Genomic DNA, 20,762 nt, shown 5'->3' with positions numbered 1-20,762 from the left:
GCCGTAGCCGCCCTGGTCGTAGCCCCGGTCGTCGTAGCCGCCGCGCTGCTGCGGAGGCTCCTGGCCGTAGGTGCCGCCCTGGTCGTAGCCGCCGGCGGGCTGGCCGTAGCCGCCCTGGTCGTAGCCCCGGTCGTCGTAGCCGCCGCGCTGCTGCGGAGGCTCCTGGCCGTAGGTGCCGCCCTGGTCGTAGCCGCCGGCCGGTTGACCGTAGCCGCCCTGGTCGTACCCGCCAGCCTCCGGAGCGCCGTACCCGGCGGTCGGCTCGGCGGCGCGGCCGCCGTACGGGGCGGCATCGGGCTGGCCGTACCCCTGCCCCTGCTCCGGCTGGTAGACGCCGGTGGCGTACGGGTCGGCCGGGGCCGGGTACTGGGTGCTGTCGCCGGTGTATCGGCCGGTGGGCTCGTCGAACCGCTCGCCGTAACCGGCTGCGCCAGCGGGAGCCGGCGGGTAGGCGGCGGTGCCGCCCGGGGCGTCGTAGTCACGACCGCCGTAGCCGCCACCGGAGGCCGGAGCGTTGCCGTAGCCACCAGCGGGCGCTGGTGCGCCGCCGTAGCCGGCACCGGAACCAGGCGCGGCACCGTAGCCGTCACCGGCCGCGCCGTACCCGCCCTCGGGGCCGGCCGGAGCGCCGTAGCCGCCACCGGAAGCGGGGGCGTTGCCGTAACCGCCGGCACCGTATCCACCCGGCGCTGGCTCCTCGCCGTAGCCGGCGCCGCCCCAGCCCTGCTGACCTGCGCCGCCGTACGCCTGGGCAGGCGCGCCGTACGGGTCCGGCGGAACGTCGTCGACCACCGGTCGGTGCATCATCGTCGGGGCCTCGCTCAGGGCCGCGCCGCCGACCATTGTCGGGTCCGCTCCACCGCCGGGACGACCGCCGACCACCCGGGTCTGGTCGTCGGGACCGCGGAACCCGCCGCGCGAGGGCGGCACCACTCCGCCGCCACCGGCACCTGCCGGAGCGTCGTCGTCGCCGTTCTCCCTGCGCTTCATCCACAGCAGCACGATCGTGCCGACACCGGCGGCGACCAGGAGACCACCGAGCAGGATGATGATGTACGAGCTGAAGCCGCCGCCGTCGTCCTCGCTGTTCGCGGCGTTCGCCGGAGCACCCTGACTGGCCTCCTCGGTGGGCTCCTCCTCGGTGCCCTCCTCGGTCGCCTCCTCGGTGGCAGTGGCCTCGGGGGTGGCGGACGGCGTGGCGCTGGGCGTCGTCTCGGCCTTGATCGCGAGGCTGATCCGTTGCCCGGTGACGGCCTGCCCGGCGCTGGCGTTCAGGCTCTTGAACGCCTTGATGTTGTCGAACGACGCGCCCAGGTCGATCCGTCCGGGGGCGATCGGGTTCTGGGTGGTGCCGGTGAACCGGAAGTCGCCGCTGCCATTGCTGGTGGCGTCGTAACGGTGACCGGCGGTGTCCTGGAGAACCACGAACGCGTTCGCCACGGCCTTGCCGTCACCCTGGGCGACCACCTTGCCGGAGACCGACCGCACGGTCTGGTTCTGCGGCGGCGGCGGGGCGGCCTTGCCCTTCACCGTCAGCGAGACGGTGGCGGTGTCCGGGCCCGACTCGGCCTCGACGGCCACCGTGATGGTCGCTGTCGCGTCGCCGGCGTTGTCGTTCGCCGCGATCCGGACCAGCGCCGACCCTGTCGGGTTGCCCAGGCCGCCACCGGAGAGTTTGACATCGCCGCAACCACTGGCGCAGCTGACGCCGGACGGCAGGCCGGCGAGGCTGACCTTCGCTGACTCGTCGTCATTACCCCCGGTGACGCGCACGGTGATTGTGGCGTCGCTGCCGGCGTTTACGGTGACCGAGCCGGGGGAAACGCTGACATCTGCGGCCATTGCTGGTGTGGCGGGGACGGCGAGCAGAGCGCCGGCAACCAGCGCTACGACCACACCGGCCCGCTGCTTCCAGGCACGTCGGTGTGTTGACACGTCCACCGCCTTCCGGGCTGACTTCCCTCTGACCGGCGGGGCGCCGGGCCGGGGATCATCACGGTACGAATACGCCGTCGGCAACTATGCCTTGTCCGACTGCATGAGCGCGACCCAGGGCCAGCGTCGCGTGTCTGGCCTGGGGGTCGTATCGTCCCGTCGTGTCCTCTCCGCACAGTAAGTCCGCTGCCGTTGCGGCCGCGTTGTCGGCGCTCGACGAGGGGCGTACACCCGAACGGCCGGTGTTCCGAGAGGCGGTCCGGTCGTTGTTGGCCGTCCTCGCGGAGCGCGCCCCCGGCCGATCGGTGGAGGTGCGCGTTCCACCATACGGGGCGATCCAGTGCGTACCGGGGCCTCGACACACCAGGGGAAATCCACCAAACGTGGTCGAGATGGCCCCGAACACCTGGTTGGAGCTGGCAACCGGCAGGGTTGCCTGGGCGGATGCGGTCACCGACGGTCGCGTCCAGATGAGTGGCAACCGGGCGGACCTCTCGGCGTATCTGCCCCTCTAGTCGTCCCGTTGTCCCACTCGCTGTGACGCTGAGCAGGGGAATCGTGACTTTCTGTATTGACGCCGATTCGCGTACACTGTCAGGCGATGACAGTGGTCCCGGCAGAGGAGAGTGGATCCGCCCGTGATCCCCGCCCGGCCGGTCCAGACCAGCATGAGGGAGCGGTAGGTGCCCCGAGGCGACGGCCGGCTGAGCCACGACCTTGACCCCCAACGACCTGGCCCCCAGGATGCCTGCGGCGTCTTCGGCGTCTGGGCCCCCGGCGAAGAGGTTGCCAATCTGACCTACTTCGGCCTCTACGCCCTACAGCACCGCGGCCAGGAGGCGGCGGGCATCGCGGTGAGCGATGGCTCCGGCGTGGTGGTCTACAAGGACCTCGGCCTGGTGGCGCAGGTCTTCGACGAGCCCACCCTGGCGAGCCTGCGCGGTCACCTGGCGATCGGGCACGCCCGATACTCCACCACCGGCGCGTCCAACTGGGAGAACGCCCAGCCCACGATCCGGTCGACCACCTCCGGCACGACCATCGCGTTGGCCCACAACGGCAACCTGGTCAACACCGCCGAGCTGGAGAAGGAGGTCGCCGAGCGCGGCCTCATCGCGGACGGTTCGACAAACGACACCTCCCTGGTGACGATGCTGCTGGCCAGCCGACCGGATCTGTCGGTCGAGGCCGCCGCGCTGGAGGTGCTGCCGCAGTTGCGGGGCGCGTTCAGCTTCGTCTTCATGGACGAGTCGACGCTGTACGCGGCCCGCGATCCGCACGGCGTCCGCCCGCTGGTGCTCGGCCGTCTGGAGCGCGGCTGGGTGGTGGCCAGCGAGACGGCGGCCCTGGACATCGTCGGCGCCAGCGTGGTGCGCGAGGTCGAGCCGGGCGAGCTGATCGCCATCGACGAGAACGGGCTGCGCTCCACCCGGTTCGCCGCGCCGGAGCCGAAGGGCTGCCTCTTCGAGTACGTCTACATCGCCCGCCCGGATGCCACCATCGCCGGGCGCAACGTCCACTCGGCGCGGGTGCAGATCGGCCGGCAGTTGGCCAAGGAGCACCCGGTCGAGGCCGACCTGGTGATCCCGGTGCCCGAGTCGGGCACGCCAGCGGCCATCGGGTACGCGGAGGCGTCCGGCATCACGTACGGCGCCGGCCTGATGAAGAACCCGTACGTGGGTCGCACCTTCATCCAGCCGTCACAGACCCTGCGTCAGCTCGGCATCCGGCTCAAGCTCAACCCGCTGCGGGAGAACGTCCGCGGCAAGCGGTTGGTGGTGGTGGACGATTCGATCGTGCGCGGCAACACCCAGCGCGCCATCGTGCGGATGCTGCGCGAGGCGGGGGCGCTGGAGGTGCACGTCCGGATCTCCTCCCCACCGGTCAGCTGGCCGTGCTTCTACGGCATCGACTTCGCCACCCGGGCGGAGCTGCTGGCCAACGGGTTGGACAACGACGGCATCCGGCGCTCAATCGGCGCCGACACGCTGGGCTTCGTTTCCCTTCCCGGCCTGATCGCCGCGACCGAGCAGCCGAAGACCAGGTTGTGTCGGGCGTGTTTCGATGGGGAGTACCCGATCGAGTTGCCAGCTGGCAACCTGATCGGCAAGCACGTGCTCGAAGGGGTGGGTCGACGCGTCGCCAACTCGGCGCCGGAGGCCCCGCACACCAACGGCTCGTCCGTCGCCACTCCGGGTGGCGTTACCGCAAACCGCCCGTAGCACCAACCGGCGCGGCCCGGCTACCGCCGGCGGCACCGAGAACCAAAGGGGAGAACCGTGACGCACGTGTCCGAGCGCAGCGGCGCAGGAAGCAGCCCGACCGGCGCCGGCGGCGACCGCCAGCCGTGGACGGGCGGTGCCGGCCGCCAGGCGCGCAAACGCTCGGTCTCGTACGCCGACGCCGGTGTCTCCATCGACGCGGGTGACCGCGCCGTGGAGCTGCTCAAGTCGAAGGTGCGGCAGACCCGCCGTCCCGAGGTGCTCGGTGACCTTGGTGGCTTCGCGGGCCTGTTCCGGCTGGACACGAAGAAGTACAAGAGCCCGATCCTGGCGTCCTCCACCGACGGGGTGGGCACCAAGCTGGTGATCGCCCAGCAGATGGACATTCACGACACGGTCGGCATCGACCTCGTCGCGATGGTCGTCGACGACCTGGTGGCCTGCGGCGCCGAGCCGCTGTTCCTGCTCGACTACATCGCCACCGGCGAGGTCGTGCCGGACAAGGTCGCCGAGATTGGCGCGGGCATCGCCGACGGCTGCCGCTACGCCGGCTGCGCGCTGCTGGGCGGGGAGACCGCCGAGCACCCCGGCGTCCTGCGTCCGGACGAGTACGACATCTCCGCGACCGGCGTGGGCGTGGTCGAGGAAGCCGACATCCTGAGCCCCGAGCGGGTCGAGGTGGGCGACGTGGTGATCGCCATGCGCTCCTCCGGCCTGCACTCCAACGGGTACTCGCTGGTCCGGCACGTGCTGCTGGGCGCGGCCCGGATGCGTCTGGACATCGTGATCGACGACTTCGGCCGGCAGCGGACCCTCGGCGAGGAGCTGCTCACGCCGACCAAGATCTACGCCAAGGACTGCCTCAAGCTGATCGCCGAGGCCGAGGTGCGCGCGCTGTCCCACATCACCGGTGGCGGCATCCCCGGGAACCTGGTCCGGGTGCTGCCCGAGAACGTCGACGCGGTGGTCAACCGGTCCACCTGGAAGCCGCAGCCGATCTTCGACCTGATCCAGACGAAGGGTCGGATCGACGACCACGACATGGAGTCGACCTTCAACATGGGCGTCGGCATGTTCGCGATCGTCTCGGCCGAGGACGCCGACCGGGCGCTGGCCACCCTGACCGGCCGTGGCGTCGAGGCCTGGCAGGCCGGCGAGATCATCGAAGGCACCGGAAACGTGCAGATGGTTGGTCAGCACACCCGAGGCTGATCACCCTCCGGTGATCGTACGGGCACCTGATCAGGGCTTCACCCGAGTGGCCAATGCCGCCTAGCCTGAAGGGCACCCTCAGGCTAGGCGGAGGAGGGCGATGGCTGCTCGGGGACAGTCGTTCAGCGGGATGCGCGGTCTGGCCGCCGTCCCGTCGTACGTCGTCATGCAGCCCACCACCCTCTGCAACCTCGACTGCGCGTACTGCTACCTGCCGTTTCGGGCTGCGGATCGCCGGATGCCGGTGGCGGTGGCCGAGGCGGTCGCGGCCGCTGTCAACCAGTGGGCGGTGAACGGTCGGTTCTCCGTGGTGTGGCATGGCGGCGAGCCCCTGGCCGCCGGTCGGGAGCACCTGGCCGATCTGATCGCCCCGTTCGGGCCAGAGGTCGAGCACCACGTGCAGACCAACGCCACCCTCATCGACGACGACTGGTGTGATTTCTTCACCCGGCACGAGATGCGGGTGAGCGTGAGCGTCGACGGGCCCCGGGCGCGCAACGGCGACCGGGTCAACCGGGGCGGTCAGCCGGCGTACGACCGGATCCTGCGCGGCATATCGGTGCTGCGCCGGCGCGGTCTGCCCTTCTCCGCACTGGCTGTGGTGTCCCGGCCTGAGCCGGGGCTCGCCACCGAGCTGTACGACTACTTCCTCGAGCTGGGCTGCGACGTGCTGGGCATCAACATCGAGGAGACCGAGGGGGTCAACACCCGCGACAACCGCCACGACCCGTCGGCGGTCTCCGCGTTCTGGGCGGAGCTGGTCGGGGCGTGGCGCCGGGAGCCCCGGATTCACCTGCGCGAGATCGAGTGGTCGTTGCGCTATGCGGCGGCGGTGCTCGACAACACGGCGGACGGGGTGCTGCCCCGCCACCTGGACCCGATCCCGACGATCGGTCACGACGGATCGGTGATCGTGCTCTCCCCGGAGTTGGCCGGTTTCACCGACCCCCGCTACGGCGACTTCAGCAGCGGCAACGTGCTGACCACCCCGTTGGCGCAGATCCTCGGCAACGCGGCGGCGACGCCGTGGGTGCGGGAGTTCCTGGCCGGGGTGGAGGCGTGTCGGGCGTCCTGCCCGTACTTCGGCTTCTGCGGTGGCGGCCATGCCGCCAACCGTTACTTCGAGCTGGGGCGTTTTGACGGTACGGAGACCGAGCACTGCCGCAACAGCAAGATCCGCCTATTGGAGGGAGTGTTGGAGCATGCCCGAGACCACCAGTCACCGGCGGCCTGAGCGCGAAGCGGACGACGGAGTCACCGAACGGGTGCGGGGTGCGGCTCCTGCGCTCGTCGCGCTGCTCCAGGAGGCCGAGGACGCACGGCGGCTGCGTTCGGAGGTGTCGGGCGCGGAGGCCTCCAGCGCGGTCTGCGCCTGGAACCACTTCGAGAACATCCCGACGTTCTACAACTGGAACAATCGCCCGCGCTGAGGGAGCCGTTGTCAGGGGCCTGTCGAGCGGCCGGAGTGGATCCGGTCGGGCCAGGCCCCTGATCGTCGGCGACTGCACCGCACGGGACGTGCGTGAGCACGCGGGGGTTACCGCGTGCTCAGCTGCGTCGAGAGGTCAGCGGGTCGGACGGACCCAGGGATCCGGATCGTCGTCCGCGTGATCCTCATCATCGTCGTCGACGAACTCTTTAGAGTCGTCGTCGAAGTGGTGCTCAGACTTACCAGCACCCGCCAGTTCGCGCTGCAAAGCGGTGAGGTCGGTGTTCGGGGAGTGGTACTTCAACTCCCGCGCCACCTTAGTCTGCTTGGCCTTAGCACGGCCGCGCCCCATGGCTCGACCCCCTCGCACAGAATGCGGGGCAGCCCGAAGGCGGGCCCCGATGACGTCAGGCATCTCTCGTGGCTCTTACGGTACATGGGGATGCCATCGTTCGGCACCTCGGGTTACCGTCAGCCGGCTCTGCGCGTCGCGTCGATCCGGCCGTCACCCAGTGTACCGGGTAAGGAGCGGAACGGTTAGCACCCGTGACGCCGGACAAACCGCATCAAATTTGACCCCGGCTCAGCTTACCCAGCGACGCCCGGCAGCGGGGCCCGGAGGCGGATCTCGTCGATCCGCCCCCGGGGTCGCTCAGCGCAGGTGGATCGCGCGCAGCCGGCCGACGTCCGCCATCCGCCGCTCCGCCAGCCGGTCGGCAGCCACCGCCGGCGGCACGCCCTCAGCGTCAGCCAGGTGCAGGATCTCGCGGGTGGTGTCGTAGATCCGGGTGGCCCGCAGCTTCGCCCTGTCGAAGTTGAAGCCCTCGATCTCGTCGGCCACCTGGATGACGCCGCCCGCGTTGACCACGTAGTCAGGGGTGTAGAGGATGCCCCGGTCGGCCAGCAGCTTCTCAATGCCCGGGTGGGCGAGCTGGTTGTTCGCCGCCCCGGTGACCACCTTGGCGCGCAACGCCGGCACCGTGTCGTCGTTCAGGGCGCCGCCCAGCGCGCACGGCGCGTACACGTCGATGTCCGCGGCGACCAGCGCGCTGGCGTCGTCGACGAGGGTGACCTGCGGGTGGTTGCTGCGGACCCACGTCAGCGCCTTCGGGTTCACGTCGGTGGCGACCACCTCGGCGCCATCCTCCAGCAGGTGCCCGGTGAGGTACTTGCCGACCTTGCCCAGCCCGGCCACACCGATCCGCCGACCTCGCAGGCTCGGAGTGCCCCACACGTGCTCGGCCGCGGCCCGCATCCCCTGGAAGACGCCCCAGGCGGTGAGGATCGACGAGTCGCCGGCCCCGCCGTGCTCCACGCTGCGCCCGGTCACGTAGCGGGTCTCCCGGGCCACGACGTCCATGTCCGCCACGTACGTGCCGACGTCGCAGGCGGTGTAGTAGCGCCCGCCCAGCGACTCCACGAAACGGCCGTACGCGCGCAGCAGCGCCTCGCTCTTGATCTGCTCCGGGTCGCCCCAGATGACGGCCTTGCCGCCGCCCAGGTCCAGCCCGGCGAGCGCGTTCTTGTACGCCATCCCGCGGGACAGGTCCAGCACGTCGGCGAGGGCGTCGTCCTCGCTCGCGTACGGGTAGAAGCGGGTGCCGCCGAGCGCCGGGCCCAGCGCGGTGGAGTAGATCCCGATGATCGCCTTCAGGCCGCTCTGCTTGTCCTGGCAGAACACGACCTGTTCGTGACCGGTCGATACCGGGTCGTCGGTGCTCGCGAATACGCCCATTGTTGGCTCCTACTGTGGTGTGCGTCCTTGTGGGACGCGGACCTGGTGGACCCCGGCGGGGATGCTGCCGGTGTGATCGAGCCTAGTATCGGCCGCCGGGCGGGTGCTCGACGCGCCGCCGCCGTCCCACGGTGCGGCGCGCGTGCTCCGGCCGCTGACCGCGTACGGGCGTGGTTCGTGGGAGGATCGCGCGGTGCCGTCGCTCTTCGCTTCTTACCTGCGCGTGTACGAACCGCTGGCCGCCTTCGATCGAGATCGGCAGACCTACTGGCGCCGCTATGTCTCGGAGGGGCGCGCGATCGCCCCGGTCGAGGGGCCCGGTCGGCAGCGGACGGCGGTGATCGAGGCGCTGGGTGCTGGCTGGACCCGGCTGCCGGACCTGCCGGAGGAGGCGTACGTCCTGGAGACGGACGACGGCCTGCTGGTCTGCCCGTGGAACCTGCGCATCCGGGTCGCTGAGGCGGCGCTCAGCGCCCGGGACGGGGTGCCCTCGGTGCTCGCCGACGCCTTCGTGCCACCGGTGCTCGCCGGGCAGGCCAGGGCGGTGGTGGACGACTGGCGCAGCGGCGCCCGGGTGCTGGAGCACGGGGTGCCCCGGGTGCATGAGCAGATCGCCACCTGGGGCGTACCGCTGCGGTGGTTCGTGCTCTTCGACCCGGCGGAGCGGGACCTGGTCACCCAGCCGGGCCGGCGGGCGTTGCGCTACCGCACCGAGATCTCCAAGGCTCGACGCCGCTCGTCGCGGGCGCTGTCGGTGCTGCGCAAGTCGGTGGGCGAGGCGCCGATCACGGAGGCGGTGGAGGAGGCGGCCCGCTGGCTGGAGGAGTTCCATCCGCGGTCGGTGGTCGAGCTGGACTACGGCGGTCTGGTCGACCTGCTCTCCGACGAGACGCTCGCCGCTGACGACTCGCCCGAGCTGGTCGCCGGCGGCCTCGCGGGGCTGTCGCGCGGCGAGGCCGAGGAGGCGTCGGCCGCGTACGACAAGTTGGTGGCTCGGTGGCGCGCGGTGCAGCTGTTGGAGCGGTGCAACTAGGGCATATCACCCTAGGAGCGCTCCCAAGGTGAGTTGTACTCGTAGTTGACGCATCACGAACCGTGATCATGAGTCCGAATAAGGTACTTTCTGCCGTGTAAAAGTCGTAAAAATCGGGCATGGTTCATCCGTCCGTCTAGGGACCTTCATCCGTTCGGCCCATGTCGGACATCGGGGACTAGCCGGACCATGGGAGACGCGTCGGCCGGCGGGACCCCGGCCGATGTCTATACATGTGGAGGAGTGACCGATGGCATCGCGAACGCACGAACCAGAGCCGCTACTCACGCCGGCCGAGGTGGCGTCGATGTTCCGGGTCGACCCGAAGACGGTGACCCGGTGGGCCAAGGCTGGCAAGCTCAGTGCCATTCGCACCCTGGGTGGCCACCGTCGGTACCGTGAGTCGGAGGTCAGGGCGCTCTTGCAGGGCCAGATCCCGCAGCAGCGGCAGGGCGACTGAGCAGGCGACAGTTCTTCGTGAGGGGCGGTGGATCTCGATCCGCCGCCCCTTTCGTATGCCCCGCCGGGCACTACCCCGGCCGGGGTCAGCGCCGTGGCTCGGCCAACGTCACCCGGATGCCGACAGTGCCGCCCTCGCCGCGACGCAACCGGCTACCCAGCAGACTCAGCCGGCCGATCAGGCGGTACTTGTGCTTGAGCAGGTCGCGGACCCGACCGGTGTCACCGCCCCCGTAGATCGTCGCGTGAGCTGGCACCTCCGCCCCATGTGGCCGACCCCGCACGTCGCACGGGGCCACTGTCACCTCGCCGTTGCGGCGGATCCGTTTCACCTTGCCCGAGTCGGCCCGCGTCCAGACCGCAAGCGCCTCCCCGTCGCGCACCGCCCAGACCGGAGTCGGCACCGCCCGACCGTCCTTGCGAAAGGTCGTGAGCAGGATGTACTTCTCGGTCGACAGCCGGTCCAGCATGGTCACGCCGCCAGGATACGGCCGGCGCGGGCCACTGAGTGGCCGGATAGCGTGAACGTCGTGACTGTTGAGCCCCTAATCGGTGACGTGGTCGGCGAACTACTGCGGGACACGCTCGCCGTGGCCACCGGGGTGGGCCCCCGACCCCTGGTCGGTGGTCGACTGCCCCGACCGGTCATCGAGATCATCGAACGGGACGACGGTCTGATCAACGGCGCCCCGGCCGCGCACTACCTGGACGGGCCGGCCGAGTGGCAGCCGTACGACCACCGCGCGGTGGACCGGGCGCACGGCGAGACGCTGGACATCGGCACCGGAGCCGGCCGGATCGCGCTGCGGCTCCAGGAGCGCGGCGTACCGGTCACCGGGCTGGACACCTCAGCGGGCGCGCTGGAGGTGAGCAGGCGTCGCGGTGTCCGGCGGCTGGTGCACGGCACCGTCGACACGCACGTCGCCGACGGGTCGCGGTACGACACGTTCCTGCTGCTCGGCAACAACCTCGGGCTGTTCGAGGGGCGGGAGCGCGCTCCCGAGTTCCTGGCCGCGCTCGCCGCGCTGGCCCGACCGGGCGCGCAGATCATCGCGCAGGGCACCGACCCGTACGGCACCCGCGACCCGCTGCACACCGGCTACCACGAGCGCAACCGTCGGCGCGGCCGACTCGGTGGCCAGTTGCGGCTGCGGCTGCGCTACCGCGAGTTGAGCACCGAGTGGTTCGACTACCTGGTCTGCTCGGCGGACGAGTTCGCCAGCCTGGTGCACGGCACCGGTTGGCGGCTCACCGATGTGGACGACAGCGACGCCCCGTACTACCTGGCCACCCTGCGCCTCGTCGACTGAGCGGGACGGCCCCGCACTCCGCCGGGCGGAGAGCGGGGCCGTCCGTACGTCTCAGACCTGGACGGTCGGGGGGAGCTGCTCGGGCGGAAGGCCGCCGTCGCCGTCGACCACCTCGTCCGGTTGGCCGTCCTCGTCGATGTCGACCATGGTGATGTCCACCTTGCCGTCACCGTCGGTGTCGAACTGGAACAGGTCCGCCTTGCCGTCGCCGTCGGTGTCCACCACCCACACGTCGGTCTTGCCGTCGTTGTTGGTGTCGGCGCGCAGCAGTTCGACCCGCTCGTCGCCTCGGGTCTCCACGATCTCCCCGTCGGTGACGCTCTCCGGTGCCTGGCTCATGTCGATGCGGTCCTTCCCTCGGTTGACAGGCCGTCATTACCCGATCCGGCGCTCCCCCACGCATGGGCCGGGCCGCCGCGCTGTCTACTGTCGCAGCATGAGCGAGCGGAGCGGGCGGGACACCCGGGCCGGCGTAGCGGCGACCCCGCGCGTCGGCGGGCGGGACAGGGAGGCGTGATGAGCGATCGTTTCGTGGTCGTCGGTGCCGGCACGATGGGGCTTGGCATCGCGTACGTGGCGGCCGGCGCCGGGCACGCCGTCGAGTTGGTCGAGGTGGACCCCGAGCGGGGTGCGGCCGCGCTGAACCGGCTCGCCGAGCTGTGGGAGCGGGCGGTGCAGCGCGGAAAGCTGAGCGCCGACGAGGCCGCCACGAACCGGCAGCGGGTGACGCTGCGCCCGACCCTCGCCGAGGTGTCTCCCGCCCCCGAGGTGATCGTGGAGGCGGTGCCGGAGCGTCTCGACCTCAAGCGCGCGGTGCTGCGGGACGCCGCTGCGCTGCGACCGGCTCTGCTGGGCAGCAACACATCAAGCATCGCCATCGGTGATCTGGCCGCCGGGCTGGACGCGCCCGAGCGCTTCCTCGGCCTGCACTTCTTCAACCCGGTCTGGGCGATGGCGCTGCTGGAGATCGTGGTCGGCCCGGCCACCGCCGAGGAGACCACCGCCGCGGCCGTCGCGCTCGCCGGCCGGCTCGGCAAGGACCCCGTCGTCGTACGCGACATGCCCGGCTTCGCCACCTCCCGGCTCGGGGTCACCCTCGGGCTGGAGGCGATCCGGATGGTCGCCGACGAGGTGGCCAGCCCGGCGGACATCGACAAGGCCATGGTGCTCGGCTACCGGCACCCGGTCGGGCCGTTGGAACTCACCGACCTGGTCGGCCTCGACGTGCGGCTGGACATCGCCCGCACCCTCCAGGCCGCGTACGGGGACCGCTTCGCGCCACCCCCGCTGCTGGTGGAGATGGTGGCCGCGGGGCGGCTGGGTAAGAAGTCCGGGCAGGGCTTCTACCGCTGGAGCGGCGGGGTCAAGCAGTGAGCGCGACGAGCGAGCTTGCGAGCCCCGCGGCCGCGAACGGAGGGTGGGTCCAGTGAGCGGGTTGCGGATCGAGGAGCGGCCGGACCGGCTGGTGGTCACCCTCGACCGGCCGGAAAAGCGCAACGCCATCGACGCCGACCTGATCGCCGAGCTGCACCAGGTCTGCGCCGAGTTGGAGGCGCGCCCGCGCCTGCTGCTGCTCACCGGTGGGGCGGCGGGCATCTTCGCCGGTGGCGCCGACATCGGCCAGCTTCGCGAACGGGGTCGCATTGACGCCCTCGCCGCGATCAACTCGGCCGCGTTCGCCCGCATCCGGGCGCTGCCGATGCCGACCGTGGCGGCCGTCGACGGCCCGGCGTTGGGCGGTGGCGCGGAGCTGGCGTACGCGTGCGACCTTCGGGTGTGCACCGCGCGGGCGGTCTTCGGGCAACCGGAGGTGCGGTTGGGCATCCTGGCTGGTGCCGGCGCGACCCACCGGCTGCCCGCGTTGATCGGCGAGGGCCGGGCCAAGGAGCTGCTCTTCACCGGCCGGCGGGTGGACGCCGCGGAGGCACTGCGGATCGGCCTGGTGAACCGGGTGGTGGACGAGCCCGGCGAGCTGCTGACGGTGGCGCACGCGTTGCTGGACGAGATAGCCCTGGGCTCACCGTTGGCGGTGCGACTGACCAAGCTGGCGGTGGACGCGCCGGCCGCCGCGCACCCGCATCTCGACCTGGTCAGCCAGGCGGTGCTCTTCGAGGACGACGAGAAGCACCGCCGGATGACCGAGTTCCTGGAGCGTCGCCGGCCGCGCTGATACGGCGGTACCAGAAACGGCCGCACCGGCGGGAAGCCGGTGCGGCCGTCGTGGGTTTCGGGTACCGCCTACTGCCGGATCTGCACCCCGGCGTCGGCCAGTCCGCGGATCACCTGGGCGGACTCACCGAAACCGATGATCAGTACGGCGTCCGCGCCGAATTCCTTGATCTCCTTCGCGCCGCCGCTGAAGTCGACCGGAGCGGCCTTCGCGTCGGCCGGCGGCTCGTACGTCAACAGCTTGAGCCGGTCGTTGGCGATACCGGCCTTCTCCAGCTCGTCGCGGACGGTGCCCTGCAGGCCCTCACCGTAGGAGTCCTTGCGGGCGACGATGACGATCTTCTGCGACCCGTCGCGGAGGATCACGTCGGCCAGCGCCCGGCCCTGGAGGCTGTCCGGCGGGGCGGTACGGAAGTAGAGGCCCTGGTCGTCGACGTCGGTCAGGCTGCTGTCGGTGTTGGACGGGGAGAAGAGGATCTTCCCGGCCTGCACCACGTCCGGCAGCACCGCCCGGGAGATGCCCGAACCGCCGGCACCGATGATCACGCTGACGCCGTCCGCCACGTGCTTGGCAACCGTCGCCTTGGCCACCGCCGGGTTGGTGCCGTCGTCGCCGTCGAGCCACGTCACCGGCTTGCCCAGCGCGCCGCCAGCGGCGTTGATCTCCTTGATCGCCAGCGCGGCGCCGGCTGCCATCGGCGGGTAGGCGATCGAGAGGTCACCGGTCTTCGGCAGCAGGCCGCCCAGGATCAGCGGCTCCTGGTCGTCGGAGGCGCCACCCGGGCGCTGCTTCTTCGGCTTCGGCGGCGTCTTGGTGCTCGCCGCCGACTCGATGCCCGCGCCGACGAACTCGGTCTTGCCGTCGTTGATCTGCTGCCCGTCGAAGGTCAGCGTGGCGTAGCTCGCGGTGGCCGGCTCACCCTTGTCGGTGAAGCCCGCCCGGGTCAGCGACACGCCGCGGTACTCGATGTCCTGCCCGTTGCGGGCCAACGCGAGACAACTGGCCGGGTCCTCGCAGCGCTGCCCGTCGTTGGTCACGGCGACGATCTGCTTGGTGATGGCGGCCGGGTCGGTGCTCCCGGACAACTGGGCGGCGAGCACGGCGATCACCACCGCGTCGTACGTCTCGGCCGAGTACACGTAGTCCGTCAGTGCCGGATTGACGGCCCGTAGCCGGCCCTTGAAGTCGTCTGGCAGCGGTACGAGGGGCGTGGTGCCCTTCATTCCGTCGACGAGACTCGCCCGTTCCTTCAACTCCGCAGGATAGGAGTTGAGCATGTTGCCGTCCGTGCCGTAGAGGCGCACCTGTTGAGCGCTGGCCTCTTCGGGCTTGTCATCCCCGCAAGCGCTTGTGGCGAGCAGGATCGTCGCGCAGGCAGCCAGTGTGGCTACCCGCGAGCGGCGTGATACGAACATGGTCGTCCTTCCTCCGGCGAAGGTCCGCTGCGCACATTAGCGTGCCGAGGCCGGCGGCGGGACCGTGGAGGTGGCGTAATGCGCAGGTAGCTCGCGTTGAACACGGACAGTGACGGTTGCGGGGGGCGCTTGACCACCCGTCCTACTGTGCGCTGCGTGACGGACCTACCACAGCAGACGTTCGATGACGCGGCCGCCGTGCTCCGTTCGGCGCTCACCGGCGATGGAGACGCGGTGGTGGGAGCGTTCGACGCGGTCGTCGACCGGGACGGCCTGGACGCCGCGTACGACGTCGCCTGGTGCCTGGCGGCGACCATGCTCGGCGACGCGCCGGCGGCCAGCGGGGCGGCGCTCGACTTTCCGGGCATCGATCAGGCCGGGTACGACACCCGCTGGGTGGCCCGCTTCGTCAGCGCGTACGCGAACCGGGACGAGCCGACCGGGGAGGCGCTGTTCGGCGCTGCGGCCGCCGACGGTCTGCTCCCCGACTGCCTGCTCACACTCGCCGGCTCGACGATCGCCACGCTGCGCAGCCGCGCCGGGTGAACCGCCGCCGGGTCGCGGCGTCCGTCGGGGGGCGGACGCCGCGACCGGGCGGGTCGCTCAGAACGCGTGGTACGCGATCAGCGGTTCGTACTCGTACCGCAGGTTCTCGAAGCGGACCCGGAAGTTGACGCCGTCCCGGACGTTGGTCGCCACCGTGATCCACCCCGAGTTGGCCGGCAGGTAGGTCCAGTAGTTGCAGGCGCTCGTCTTGTCAACGAAGATCACGCACGCGTCGGTGGCGTACACGCTCGCGTTGCGCACGTTGATATCGCGACAGCGCGTCGTTGTGCGGTACTGGCCGGCCGAGCCGCCGTAGCGGCCGGTCTCGAAGTACGACCGGACCGCCCCGCCGTAACAGGTGGCGAGCGGGGCGAACACGTTCGGCCCGGAGCTGACCGGCGTGGTCGGTGTGGTCGGCTCCGCCTGCGCGGGCGTGCCGACGGCGAGCAGCGCGGTGGCCGTGGCGACGGCGAGCAGACGAGCGGTCGGGGATGGCATCCGTTCGTTCCTCCAAACAGTAGGCTGACCGTCCGTATCGGACTGATCATCTGGCCGTGACGATGATACGTATCGATCGATTGCCGCGCGGCCCCGATGATGTCCGGCCCGTGTGGTAGCTCTGTAGGCATGTCCGAGGCCATGCTCAGCAAGGTGCGCAAGCTGCTGGCCCAGGCCGAGGACCCGGCCTGCACGCCGGCCGAGGCCGCCGCGTTCACCGCCAAGGCGACCGAGCTGATCGCCCGCTACGGCGTCGACAGGGCGCTGCTCGCCGCCCGGGACCCGACCACCGACCCGGTCGGCGATCGAGTGCTCGACGTCGTCGCCCCGTACGCCCGCGACAAGGTGGGCCTGCTCGCCGCGGTGGCCGAGCCGCTGCGCTGTCGCTGCGTACGCCGTCGGCGGGGCAACGGCTTCGCCCTGCACCTCTTCGGCTTCGCCAGTGACCTGGAACGGGTCGACCTGCTCTTCACCTCGCTGCTCGTGCAGGCGGCGCACGGCCTGGCCGCCACCGAGGTGCCAGCGGACGACCATCCCGCCGCCTTCCGCCGCTCCTGGCTGGCCGGCTTCGCGGAGGTGGTCGGAGGGCGACTCTGGGCGGCGGAGTCGGCGGCGGCCAGCGAGTCGGGCACACAGTCGATGGCGCTGGTGCTGGCCGACCGGTCCGACCGGGTGCAGCGCCGGCTCACCGAGGAGTACCCACGGCTGCGTACCGCACCGCCACGTCGGTTGGGCGGCACCGGCTTCGGCTCAGGGGCGGAGGCCGGCCAGCGCGCGAACCTTGGTGGTCGGGACCTCGGCGGCGCCGCAGCCGGTCGGCGGCTCGGCCGGTGACCCGGTAGGTCGTCAGGCCGTCGTGCTCGGGCGGTGACGCGACACAGTGGCGACGTACCGGGTGAGCAGCTCGTGCCAGCCGGCCGTGAGCGCCTTGCGGTAACCCTCGGCAGCTTCGCCGTGCCGGTCGAAGTGCCGGTGCTCCAGCTCGACCCGGGTGTGTTCCGGCCCCTCGGCATGGAACAGCACCTCGACCTCGCTCGCGCGGGCCGGGTCCGGCACCGGCGCCCGGTCGGGGCCGATCTGCCACACGAAGACCAGCCGGCGAGGCGGATCCCAGGTGAGCACCCGGCCCCAGTCGGCGCGGAAACCGTATGGGCCGATCTCGTAGAGCATGCCGCCGGCCCGAGGCTCCATGCCCAGCTCGGCCAGCGCGTCCGGGCCGGACCAGGTGTATTCGGTGACCCACCAGTCGGTCAGCTCGTCGGTGAAGACCGCGAACGCGTGCTCGGCGGAGCCCGGGACGAGCAGGCTGCACCGGAGAGAGAACTGGCCGACGTCCTGCCGGATGTCGGCCGGATCAGTCAATTCCTGTCCCATAGGCCCGGACCATACCGGCTGATGCCTCGGTGTGCAGCTTCGCGCGGTGCCCGGTTCCAGACAGAGGGTCGTCGAGCCGTCACTGACGGGATGGCCCGCCGGAAAGCGGGTAACCGCGCCCAACGGCCCGGACGACCCGGCCGTTGGGCAGGTGGGGCGGGAGAGCATGAGCGAGAGCGGGCAGCAGCGGGAACCGGACCGGGACGTCGACAGCGGGAACCCGGACGTCCTGCTCGACATTCCGAAGGTCTCCGTCGACTCCATCCGACTGGCGGTCGACGGTCTGGAGGCCGATCTGTCGCTGCGGGCCCGGGTGGCCAACCTGCTCCAGGTCGACGCCGGCGTACGGGTGCACCTGAACAGCGGCGAGTTGAACATCGACGGGGTGAACGCCGAGGCGCAACTACGGGTGCGGTTGGAGCAGCTGACCAGAATCCTGGGCCGCGCCCTCGACACGCTCGACCACAACCCGCACATCATCGAAGCGCTCGCGCGCACGACAGTCGACGACGTGAACCGCAGCGCCCAACAGGTGGCCGCGAGCGCAGCGGAGATCAAGGCGTCGAGTCGACGCTCGGACGCCGTACGCGACGAGCCGGGCCAGCAGGTCGGCGCGGCCAGCCCGGTGGCCGACCGCCACCGACTGGGATCCGACCAACCGCGTCCGGCTCGGCTGACGGGCGCCGGCCCGGGTCCGGATCGCCCGGGTCTCAATCAGTCCGGCCCAGGTCGTCTGGGTTCTGATCGGCCGGATCCGGGTCGACCCGGGCAGGGTCCGGTCGGCTCGGGACCCGGTGCCGGCGGACCTGGGCCGCGCGCTGGCGGCCCGGGGCTCGCCGACCAAACGCAGCCACAGGGCCAGCAGCCGCAGGGCCCGCATCCGCAGGGTCAGCATCCGCAGGGTCAGCATCCGGAGGGGCGGCATCCGGAGGGACGGCATCCGCAGGGTCAGCGCCCCGAGGGGTCGACGGGGCCGACCGCCGGGCAGACCGGCAACGAGTCCGGCCAGTCGGCTGGGTCCGGTCCAAGCCCGTCCGGAGGTGGCGACGGTGGTCTTCCGGGCGCGGCGCAGGCTGCCGCGCAGAGCGCAGCCCAGTTCGCCGAGCAGGCGGGGGAGACGCTGCGAGAGGCCGGACGCAGCGTGTGGGAGGCGATCCAGGGCAGCGTGGCCCAGCATCGCCCGCAGGGTCGCCGCGACCACTGACGCCGCGCGGTCGTGCGTCACGCCCACCGCCCGCTGCGTCACGTCCGGGCCCACCGCCCCGACGCGGCGGCTCCCCCGGGCATGATCGACTCGGTTTCCTTGAATACGCGGTGTCGCGCCTACTGGGACACCGCGACTTCAAGAAAGTCGTGTTGATCACGCAGGCCGGCGGGGGTTGGTCACGGCAGCAGGATGGGGCGTCGCGCACTTCAGTCAAGGATGTGGTAGGCGACCCAGGCGACTTGCAGTGCGACGCATAGTGACCCGCCGAGAACTCCCAGGGTTGCCAGCGCCCGGCAGAAGAGTGACGCATTTGCACGTAAGCCGAAAAGGCCGAACACGACGCCAGCGGCTCCCGGAAGGAGAGCGGTAGGCAGTTGTCCGTACAACGGCACCCAGACCAAACCTGCGGCGAGCGCCAAGAACGACAATGCCGTGCCTTCGTGATCCCGTGCCGTGCCTGCGCGATTGCATACAACGACTGCTTGACCGCGCGCCAGCGTCGGCAGGTCGACCACCAGGGCGTCAAGCTCGCCGTAGGTGTTCGCGGCGTAGGCACGCGCTGACCGGTCCTCAAACTCCGCGAAGGTCAACCGCCCCTCGCTGGCGGCGACGCCGAGCCGTTCCACGACCGCTTCTCGGTCACGATTTGACACCCGGATGTCGTTCACAAGCAGAGGGTAGCGAGGGCAAGGTCAGGAGATGTACGAAACCGGATCAGGCTCCATGACCGCTGACCACGTGCAGCGAACGTGCAACGTGTAGCGGGAATCACCGGTCACCAGCGGTCAGTCGCGGGCCACGGCGATCGGCGGAGCAGTTGGGCATACAGCAAGATCCCCACCTGCGTTTCCGCTGGTGGGGACCTCTGTAGCCCGGCGAAAGGCTATGTGGCCAGGGGCGGGGTCGAACCGCCGACCTTCCGATTTTCAGTCGGACGCTCGTACCAACTGAGCTACCTGGCCGTGTCGCTCGGCTCATGTTACCCGCCAACCGGACGAACCGGCGGCAAGGCGACCTGCTCCGATACGCAGAACGCCGCGCGGGGCGCGGCGTCGGCGCTGCGGTCCTGACGGGACTTGAACCCGCGACCTCCGCCTTGACAGGGCGGCGAGCACTCCAACTGCTCCACAGGACCTAGCTTGTGTTGCCCGGCTTGCGCCGGTCGTGCCTTGCTCCGGCTTGCGCCGGTCGTGCCCCCAACGGGATTCGAACCCGTGCTACCGCCTTGAAAGGGCGGCGTCCTGGGCCGCTAGACGATGAGGGCGGCCCCGCCATCATTGCACATTCGCAACTTCAAGCGGACTTGCTCCCATCCGGCCCCGCCGGAGGCTTGGAAAGCATACGTGATGCTCCGTCGGTCGACAAAATCGGTGTCGGCAAGGGCTTGGGACGGGTCATAACCGCAGGTCAGAGCGGTTCTATCGGAGTGGGGTGATGCCGAAGCGGTGCTTCAGGTCGGCGATCAACTTCGGGCATGCGGCGAGTGTCGCGGCCCGATTACCGCCCCCGTCGTGCAGAAGGACTATCGCACCGGGCCGGGTGGCGGAGTGGACCCGCTTGCCGATCGTGGCGGCGGTCGGCTTGTCCCAGTCCTGCGGGTCGACCGACCAGTGCAGCGGACGCATGCCGAGGTCCTTGGCCACCCCGACCACCTCCGACGTCCACCGGCCGCCGGGCTGCCGGTAGAACGACACCTTCGCGCCGGGAGCGGCCTTCTGGATGGCCTTGTTGGTGCGGTCCAGGTCGGCCCGGATCTCGCCGACAGGTCGACGGGCAAGTTCGAGGTCGTGTCGCCAGCTGTGGTTGCAGAGCTGGTGTCCCTCCCGGACGATCCGCCGGACCAGCTCCGGGTGACGCTGCACCTCGCGACCGACGACGCAGAAGGTCGCCGTCACCTTGGCGGCCTTCAGCTGGTCGAGCACCTTGGGTGTCCAGGCCGGGCTGGGCCCGTCGTCGAACGTCAGGGCCACCGGACGTACGCCGGTGTTGCGACCCAGGCCGGTGGGGAGCTTGGCCGGCAGCGGCCGCAGTGGCGGCTTGGCCGGCTTGGTGACGCTGGGGCGTGGTTTCGGGGTGGGCGGCGTGGTTGATTCCACCGGCCGTGGAGCGCCGACGGGTGCGATGGTGCGCTTCGGCTGGGCACAGCCGGAAAGGACCAGCGCCACGGCGAGGACGGACGCCAGGATGGCGCGGGCTTGCATCTGCTCGCTCCCGGAG

Annotated in this window: 23 protein-coding genes and 3 tRNA genes; 13 read left to right on the top strand and 13 right to left on the bottom strand. The window is 70.8% G+C overall.

Translation table 11 applies throughout. The annotated features are described in order from the left end of the window. A partial coding sequence (locus AB0B94_RS03030; protein ID WP_357267725.1) for a carboxypeptidase-like regulatory domain-containing protein occupies positions 1–1,935 on the bottom strand: 1,935 nt, incomplete at its 3' end. Between the two features lie 161 nt (positions 1,936–2,096). On the opposite strand from AB0B94_RS03030, the gene AB0B94_RS03025 reads away from it, so the two are divergent. From AB0B94_RS03025 to amcA, 5 genes are all read left to right on the top strand, one after another. Then, positions 2,097–2,450, top strand: coding sequence for a sterol carrier family protein (locus AB0B94_RS03025; RefSeq protein WP_357267723.1), 354 nt, complete (start codon positions 2,097–2,099; stop codon positions 2,448–2,450). 168 nt (positions 2,451–2,618) lie between these two features. Further along, complete coding sequence (gene purF / locus AB0B94_RS03020; protein ID WP_091396045.1) at positions 2,619–4,157, top strand: amidophosphoribosyltransferase; 1,539 nt, start codon at positions 2,619–2,621, stop codon at positions 4,155–4,157. A gap of 57 nt (positions 4,158–4,214) precedes the next feature. Beyond that, complete coding sequence (purM, locus tag AB0B94_RS03015) at positions 4,215–5,369, top strand: phosphoribosylformylglycinamidine cyclo-ligase (protein WP_238672768.1); 1,155 nt, start codon at positions 4,215–4,217, stop codon at positions 5,367–5,369. A gap of 130 nt (positions 5,370–5,499) precedes the next feature. Beyond that, positions 5,500–6,603 carry a cyclophane-forming radical SAM peptide maturase AmcB gene (gene amcB, locus AB0B94_RS03010; protein ID WP_357268408.1) on the top strand — a complete coding sequence of 368 codons (1,104 nt, stop codon included), beginning with the start codon at positions 5,500–5,502 and terminating at the stop codon, positions 6,601–6,603. Continuing rightward, the gene (gene amcA / locus AB0B94_RS03005) at positions 6,572–6,799 is read left to right on the top strand and encodes a multiple cyclophane-containing RiPP AmcA (RefSeq protein WP_357267720.1); all 228 of its coding nucleotides are present in this window, start codon (positions 6,572–6,574) and stop codon (positions 6,797–6,799) included. Before amcB ends, amcA begins: the two co-directional genes overlap by 32 nt. 135 nt (positions 6,800–6,934) lie before the next feature. Here amcA and AB0B94_RS03000 read toward each other — a convergent pair whose 3' ends face one another. After that, a complete protein-coding gene (locus AB0B94_RS03000) occupies positions 6,935–7,150 on the bottom strand; it encodes a DUF3073 domain-containing protein (protein ID WP_030332207.1) in 216 nt (71 codons plus the stop codon). Between the two features lie 300 nt (positions 7,151–7,450). Beyond that, positions 7,451–8,533, bottom strand: a complete 1,083-nt coding sequence (locus tag AB0B94_RS02995) for a Glu/Leu/Phe/Val dehydrogenase dimerization domain-containing protein (RefSeq protein ID WP_112677510.1) — start codon at positions 8,531–8,533, stop codon at positions 7,451–7,453. Positions 8,534–8,726: 193 nt separating this feature from the next. Between AB0B94_RS02995 and AB0B94_RS02990 the strand changes: the two genes are divergently transcribed. Continuing rightward, complete coding sequence (locus tag AB0B94_RS02990) at positions 8,727–9,566, top strand: hypothetical protein (protein WP_357268406.1); 840 nt, start codon at positions 8,727–8,729, stop codon at positions 9,564–9,566. A gap of 250 nt (positions 9,567–9,816) precedes the next feature. Beyond that, entirely contained in the window at positions 9,817–10,026 is a 210-nt protein-coding gene (locus tag AB0B94_RS02985; RefSeq protein ID WP_007073996.1) for a BldC family transcriptional regulator, read from the top strand. 85 nt (positions 10,027–10,111) lie between these two features. On the opposite strand, the gene AB0B94_RS02980 is transcribed toward AB0B94_RS02985, so the two are convergent. Further along, complete coding sequence (locus AB0B94_RS02980) at positions 10,112–10,501, bottom strand: PPOX class F420-dependent oxidoreductase (RefSeq protein ID WP_357267717.1); 390 nt, start codon at positions 10,499–10,501, stop codon at positions 10,112–10,114. Between the two features lie 54 nt (positions 10,502–10,555). Here AB0B94_RS02980 and AB0B94_RS02975 point away from each other — a divergent pair, with 54 nt between their 5' ends. Continuing rightward, on the top strand, positions 10,556–11,335 hold the full coding sequence (locus tag AB0B94_RS02975; protein ID WP_357267715.1) for a class I SAM-dependent methyltransferase: 780 nt from the start codon (positions 10,556–10,558) through the stop codon (positions 11,333–11,335). Between the two features lie 51 nt (positions 11,336–11,386). Here AB0B94_RS02975 and AB0B94_RS02970 read toward each other — a convergent pair whose 3' ends face one another. After that, positions 11,387–11,674 carry a hypothetical protein gene (locus tag AB0B94_RS02970; protein ID WP_091396025.1) on the bottom strand — a complete coding sequence of 96 codons (288 nt, stop codon included), beginning with the start codon at positions 11,672–11,674 and terminating at the stop codon, positions 11,387–11,389. Positions 11,675–11,851: 177 nt separating this feature from the next. On the opposite strand from AB0B94_RS02970, the gene AB0B94_RS02965 reads away from it, so the two are divergent. Together AB0B94_RS02965 and AB0B94_RS02960 are read left to right on the top strand one after the other, a co-directional pair. Continuing rightward, on the top strand, positions 11,852–12,709 hold the full coding sequence (locus tag AB0B94_RS02965; protein WP_357267713.1) for a 3-hydroxyacyl-CoA dehydrogenase family protein: 858 nt from the start codon (positions 11,852–11,854) through the stop codon (positions 12,707–12,709). A 52-nt stretch (positions 12,710–12,761) separates the two neighbouring features. Next, a complete protein-coding gene (locus AB0B94_RS02960) occupies positions 12,762–13,505 on the top strand; it encodes an enoyl-CoA hydratase/isomerase family protein (protein ID WP_357267711.1) in 744 nt (247 codons plus the stop codon). A 68-nt stretch (positions 13,506–13,573) separates the two neighbouring features. Here the strand turns inward: AB0B94_RS02960 and AB0B94_RS02955 are convergent, their stop codons facing one another. Then, positions 13,574–14,920: an ABC transporter substrate-binding protein gene (locus AB0B94_RS02955; RefSeq protein ID WP_357267709.1), complete on the bottom strand. Its 1,347-nt coding sequence runs from the start codon at positions 14,918–14,920 to the stop codon at positions 13,574–13,576. A gap of 156 nt (positions 14,921–15,076) precedes the next feature. On the opposite strand from AB0B94_RS02955, the gene AB0B94_RS02950 reads away from it, so the two are divergent. Beyond that, positions 15,077–15,466 (top strand): hypothetical protein, encoded by a 390-nt coding sequence (locus AB0B94_RS02950; RefSeq protein WP_357267707.1) that lies wholly within the window; start codon positions 15,077–15,079, stop codon positions 15,464–15,466. A 57-nt stretch (positions 15,467–15,523) separates the two neighbouring features. Here the strand turns inward: AB0B94_RS02950 and AB0B94_RS02945 are convergent, their stop codons facing one another. Beyond that, positions 15,524–15,964 carry a hypothetical protein gene (locus tag AB0B94_RS02945; protein ID WP_357267705.1) on the bottom strand — a complete coding sequence of 147 codons (441 nt, stop codon included), beginning with the start codon at positions 15,962–15,964 and terminating at the stop codon, positions 15,524–15,526. A gap of 129 nt (positions 15,965–16,093) precedes the next feature. Here AB0B94_RS02945 and AB0B94_RS02940 point away from each other — a divergent pair, with 129 nt between their 5' ends. Then, positions 16,094–16,798, top strand: coding sequence for a DUF2786 domain-containing protein (locus AB0B94_RS02940; RefSeq protein WP_357267703.1), 705 nt, complete (start codon positions 16,094–16,096; stop codon positions 16,796–16,798). Between the two features lie 12 nt (positions 16,799–16,810). Here AB0B94_RS02940 and AB0B94_RS02935 read toward each other — a convergent pair whose 3' ends face one another. After that, complete coding sequence (locus AB0B94_RS02935) at positions 16,811–17,338, bottom strand: SRPBCC family protein (protein WP_357267701.1); 528 nt, start codon at positions 17,336–17,338, stop codon at positions 16,811–16,813. A gap of 166 nt (positions 17,339–17,504) precedes the next feature. On the opposite strand from AB0B94_RS02935, the gene AB0B94_RS02930 reads away from it, so the two are divergent. After that, the gene (locus AB0B94_RS02930) at positions 17,505–18,542 is read left to right on the top strand and encodes a hypothetical protein (RefSeq protein WP_357267699.1); all 1,038 of its coding nucleotides are present in this window, start codon (positions 17,505–17,507) and stop codon (positions 18,540–18,542) included. Between the two features lie 209 nt (positions 18,543–18,751). Here AB0B94_RS02930 and AB0B94_RS02925 read toward each other — a convergent pair whose 3' ends face one another. The 5 genes from AB0B94_RS02925 to AB0B94_RS02905 all read right to left on the bottom strand — a co-directional run bounded on the left by AB0B94_RS02925 (position 18,752) and on the right by AB0B94_RS02905 (position 20,746). Next, entirely contained in the window at positions 18,752–19,213 is a 462-nt protein-coding gene (locus AB0B94_RS02925; RefSeq protein ID WP_357267697.1) for a DUF1707 domain-containing protein, read from the bottom strand. 220 nt (positions 19,214–19,433) lie between these two features. Beyond that, positions 19,434–19,507 (bottom strand) — tRNA-Phe (locus AB0B94_RS02920). Between the two features lie 99 nt (positions 19,508–19,606). Continuing rightward, a tRNA-Asp gene (locus AB0B94_RS02915) sits at positions 19,607–19,680 on the bottom strand. Between the two features lie 56 nt (positions 19,681–19,736). Next, positions 19,737–19,809, bottom strand: a tRNA-Glu gene (locus AB0B94_RS02910). Positions 19,810–19,963: 154 nt separating this feature from the next. Then, a complete protein-coding gene (locus tag AB0B94_RS02905; protein ID WP_357267695.1) occupies positions 19,964–20,746 on the bottom strand; it encodes a polysaccharide deacetylase family protein in 783 nt (260 codons plus the stop codon). Between the last annotated feature and the right edge of the window lie 16 nt (positions 20,747–20,762).

Origin of the sequence: Micromonospora sp. NPDC048986, assembly GCF_040649335.1 — a bacterium.
Classification (GTDB): Bacteria; Actinomycetota; Actinomycetes; order Mycobacteriales; family Micromonosporaceae; genus Micromonospora; species Micromonospora alfalfae.
The sequence above is the reverse complement of the archived record's forward strand: the minus strand, read 5'-3'. Positions and strand labels throughout refer to the sequence as shown.

Bases quoted from the DNA above. Each gene is read 5' to 3' on its own strand.
- amcB (WP_357268408.1), top strand. From the start codon at position 5,500: ATGCGCGGTCTGGCCGCCGTCCCGTCGTACGTCGTCATGCAGCCCACC.
- amcA (WP_357267720.1), top strand. From the start codon at position 6,572: ATGCCCGAGACCACCAGTCACCGGCGGCCTGAGCGCGAAGCGGACGAC.
- AB0B94_RS03000 (WP_030332207.1), bottom strand. From the start codon at position 7,150: ATGGGGCGCGGCCGTGCTAAGGCCAAGCAGACTAAGGTGGCGCGGGAG.
- AB0B94_RS02995 (WP_112677510.1), bottom strand. From the start codon at position 8,533: ATGGGCGTATTCGCGAGCACCGACGACCCGGTATCGACCGGTCACGAA.
- AB0B94_RS02985 (WP_007073996.1), top strand. From the start codon at position 9,817: ATGGCATCGCGAACGCACGAACCAGAGCCGCTACTCACGCCGGCCGAG.
- AB0B94_RS02970 (WP_091396025.1), bottom strand. From the start codon at position 11,674: ATGAGCCAGGCACCGGAGAGCGTCACCGACGGGGAGATCGTGGAGACC.
- AB0B94_RS02965 (WP_357267713.1), top strand. From the start codon at position 11,852: ATGAGCGATCGTTTCGTGGTCGTCGGTGCCGGCACGATGGGGCTTGGC.
- AB0B94_RS02955 (WP_357267709.1), bottom strand. From the start codon at position 14,920: ATGTTCGTATCACGCCGCTCGCGGGTAGCCACACTGGCTGCCTGCGCG.
- AB0B94_RS02945 (WP_357267705.1), bottom strand. From the start codon at position 15,964: ATGCCATCCCCGACCGCTCGTCTGCTCGCCGTCGCCACGGCCACCGCG.
- AB0B94_RS02940 (WP_357267703.1), top strand. From the start codon at position 16,094: ATGTCCGAGGCCATGCTCAGCAAGGTGCGCAAGCTGCTGGCCCAGGCC.
- AB0B94_RS02935 (WP_357267701.1), bottom strand. From the start codon at position 17,338: ATGGGACAGGAATTGACTGATCCGGCCGACATCCGGCAGGACGTCGGC.
- AB0B94_RS02930 (WP_357267699.1), top strand. From the start codon at position 17,505: ATGAGCGAGAGCGGGCAGCAGCGGGAACCGGACCGGGACGTCGACAGC.
- AB0B94_RS02905 (WP_357267695.1), bottom strand. From the start codon at position 20,746: ATGCAAGCCCGCGCCATCCTGGCGTCCGTCCTCGCCGTGGCGCTGGTC.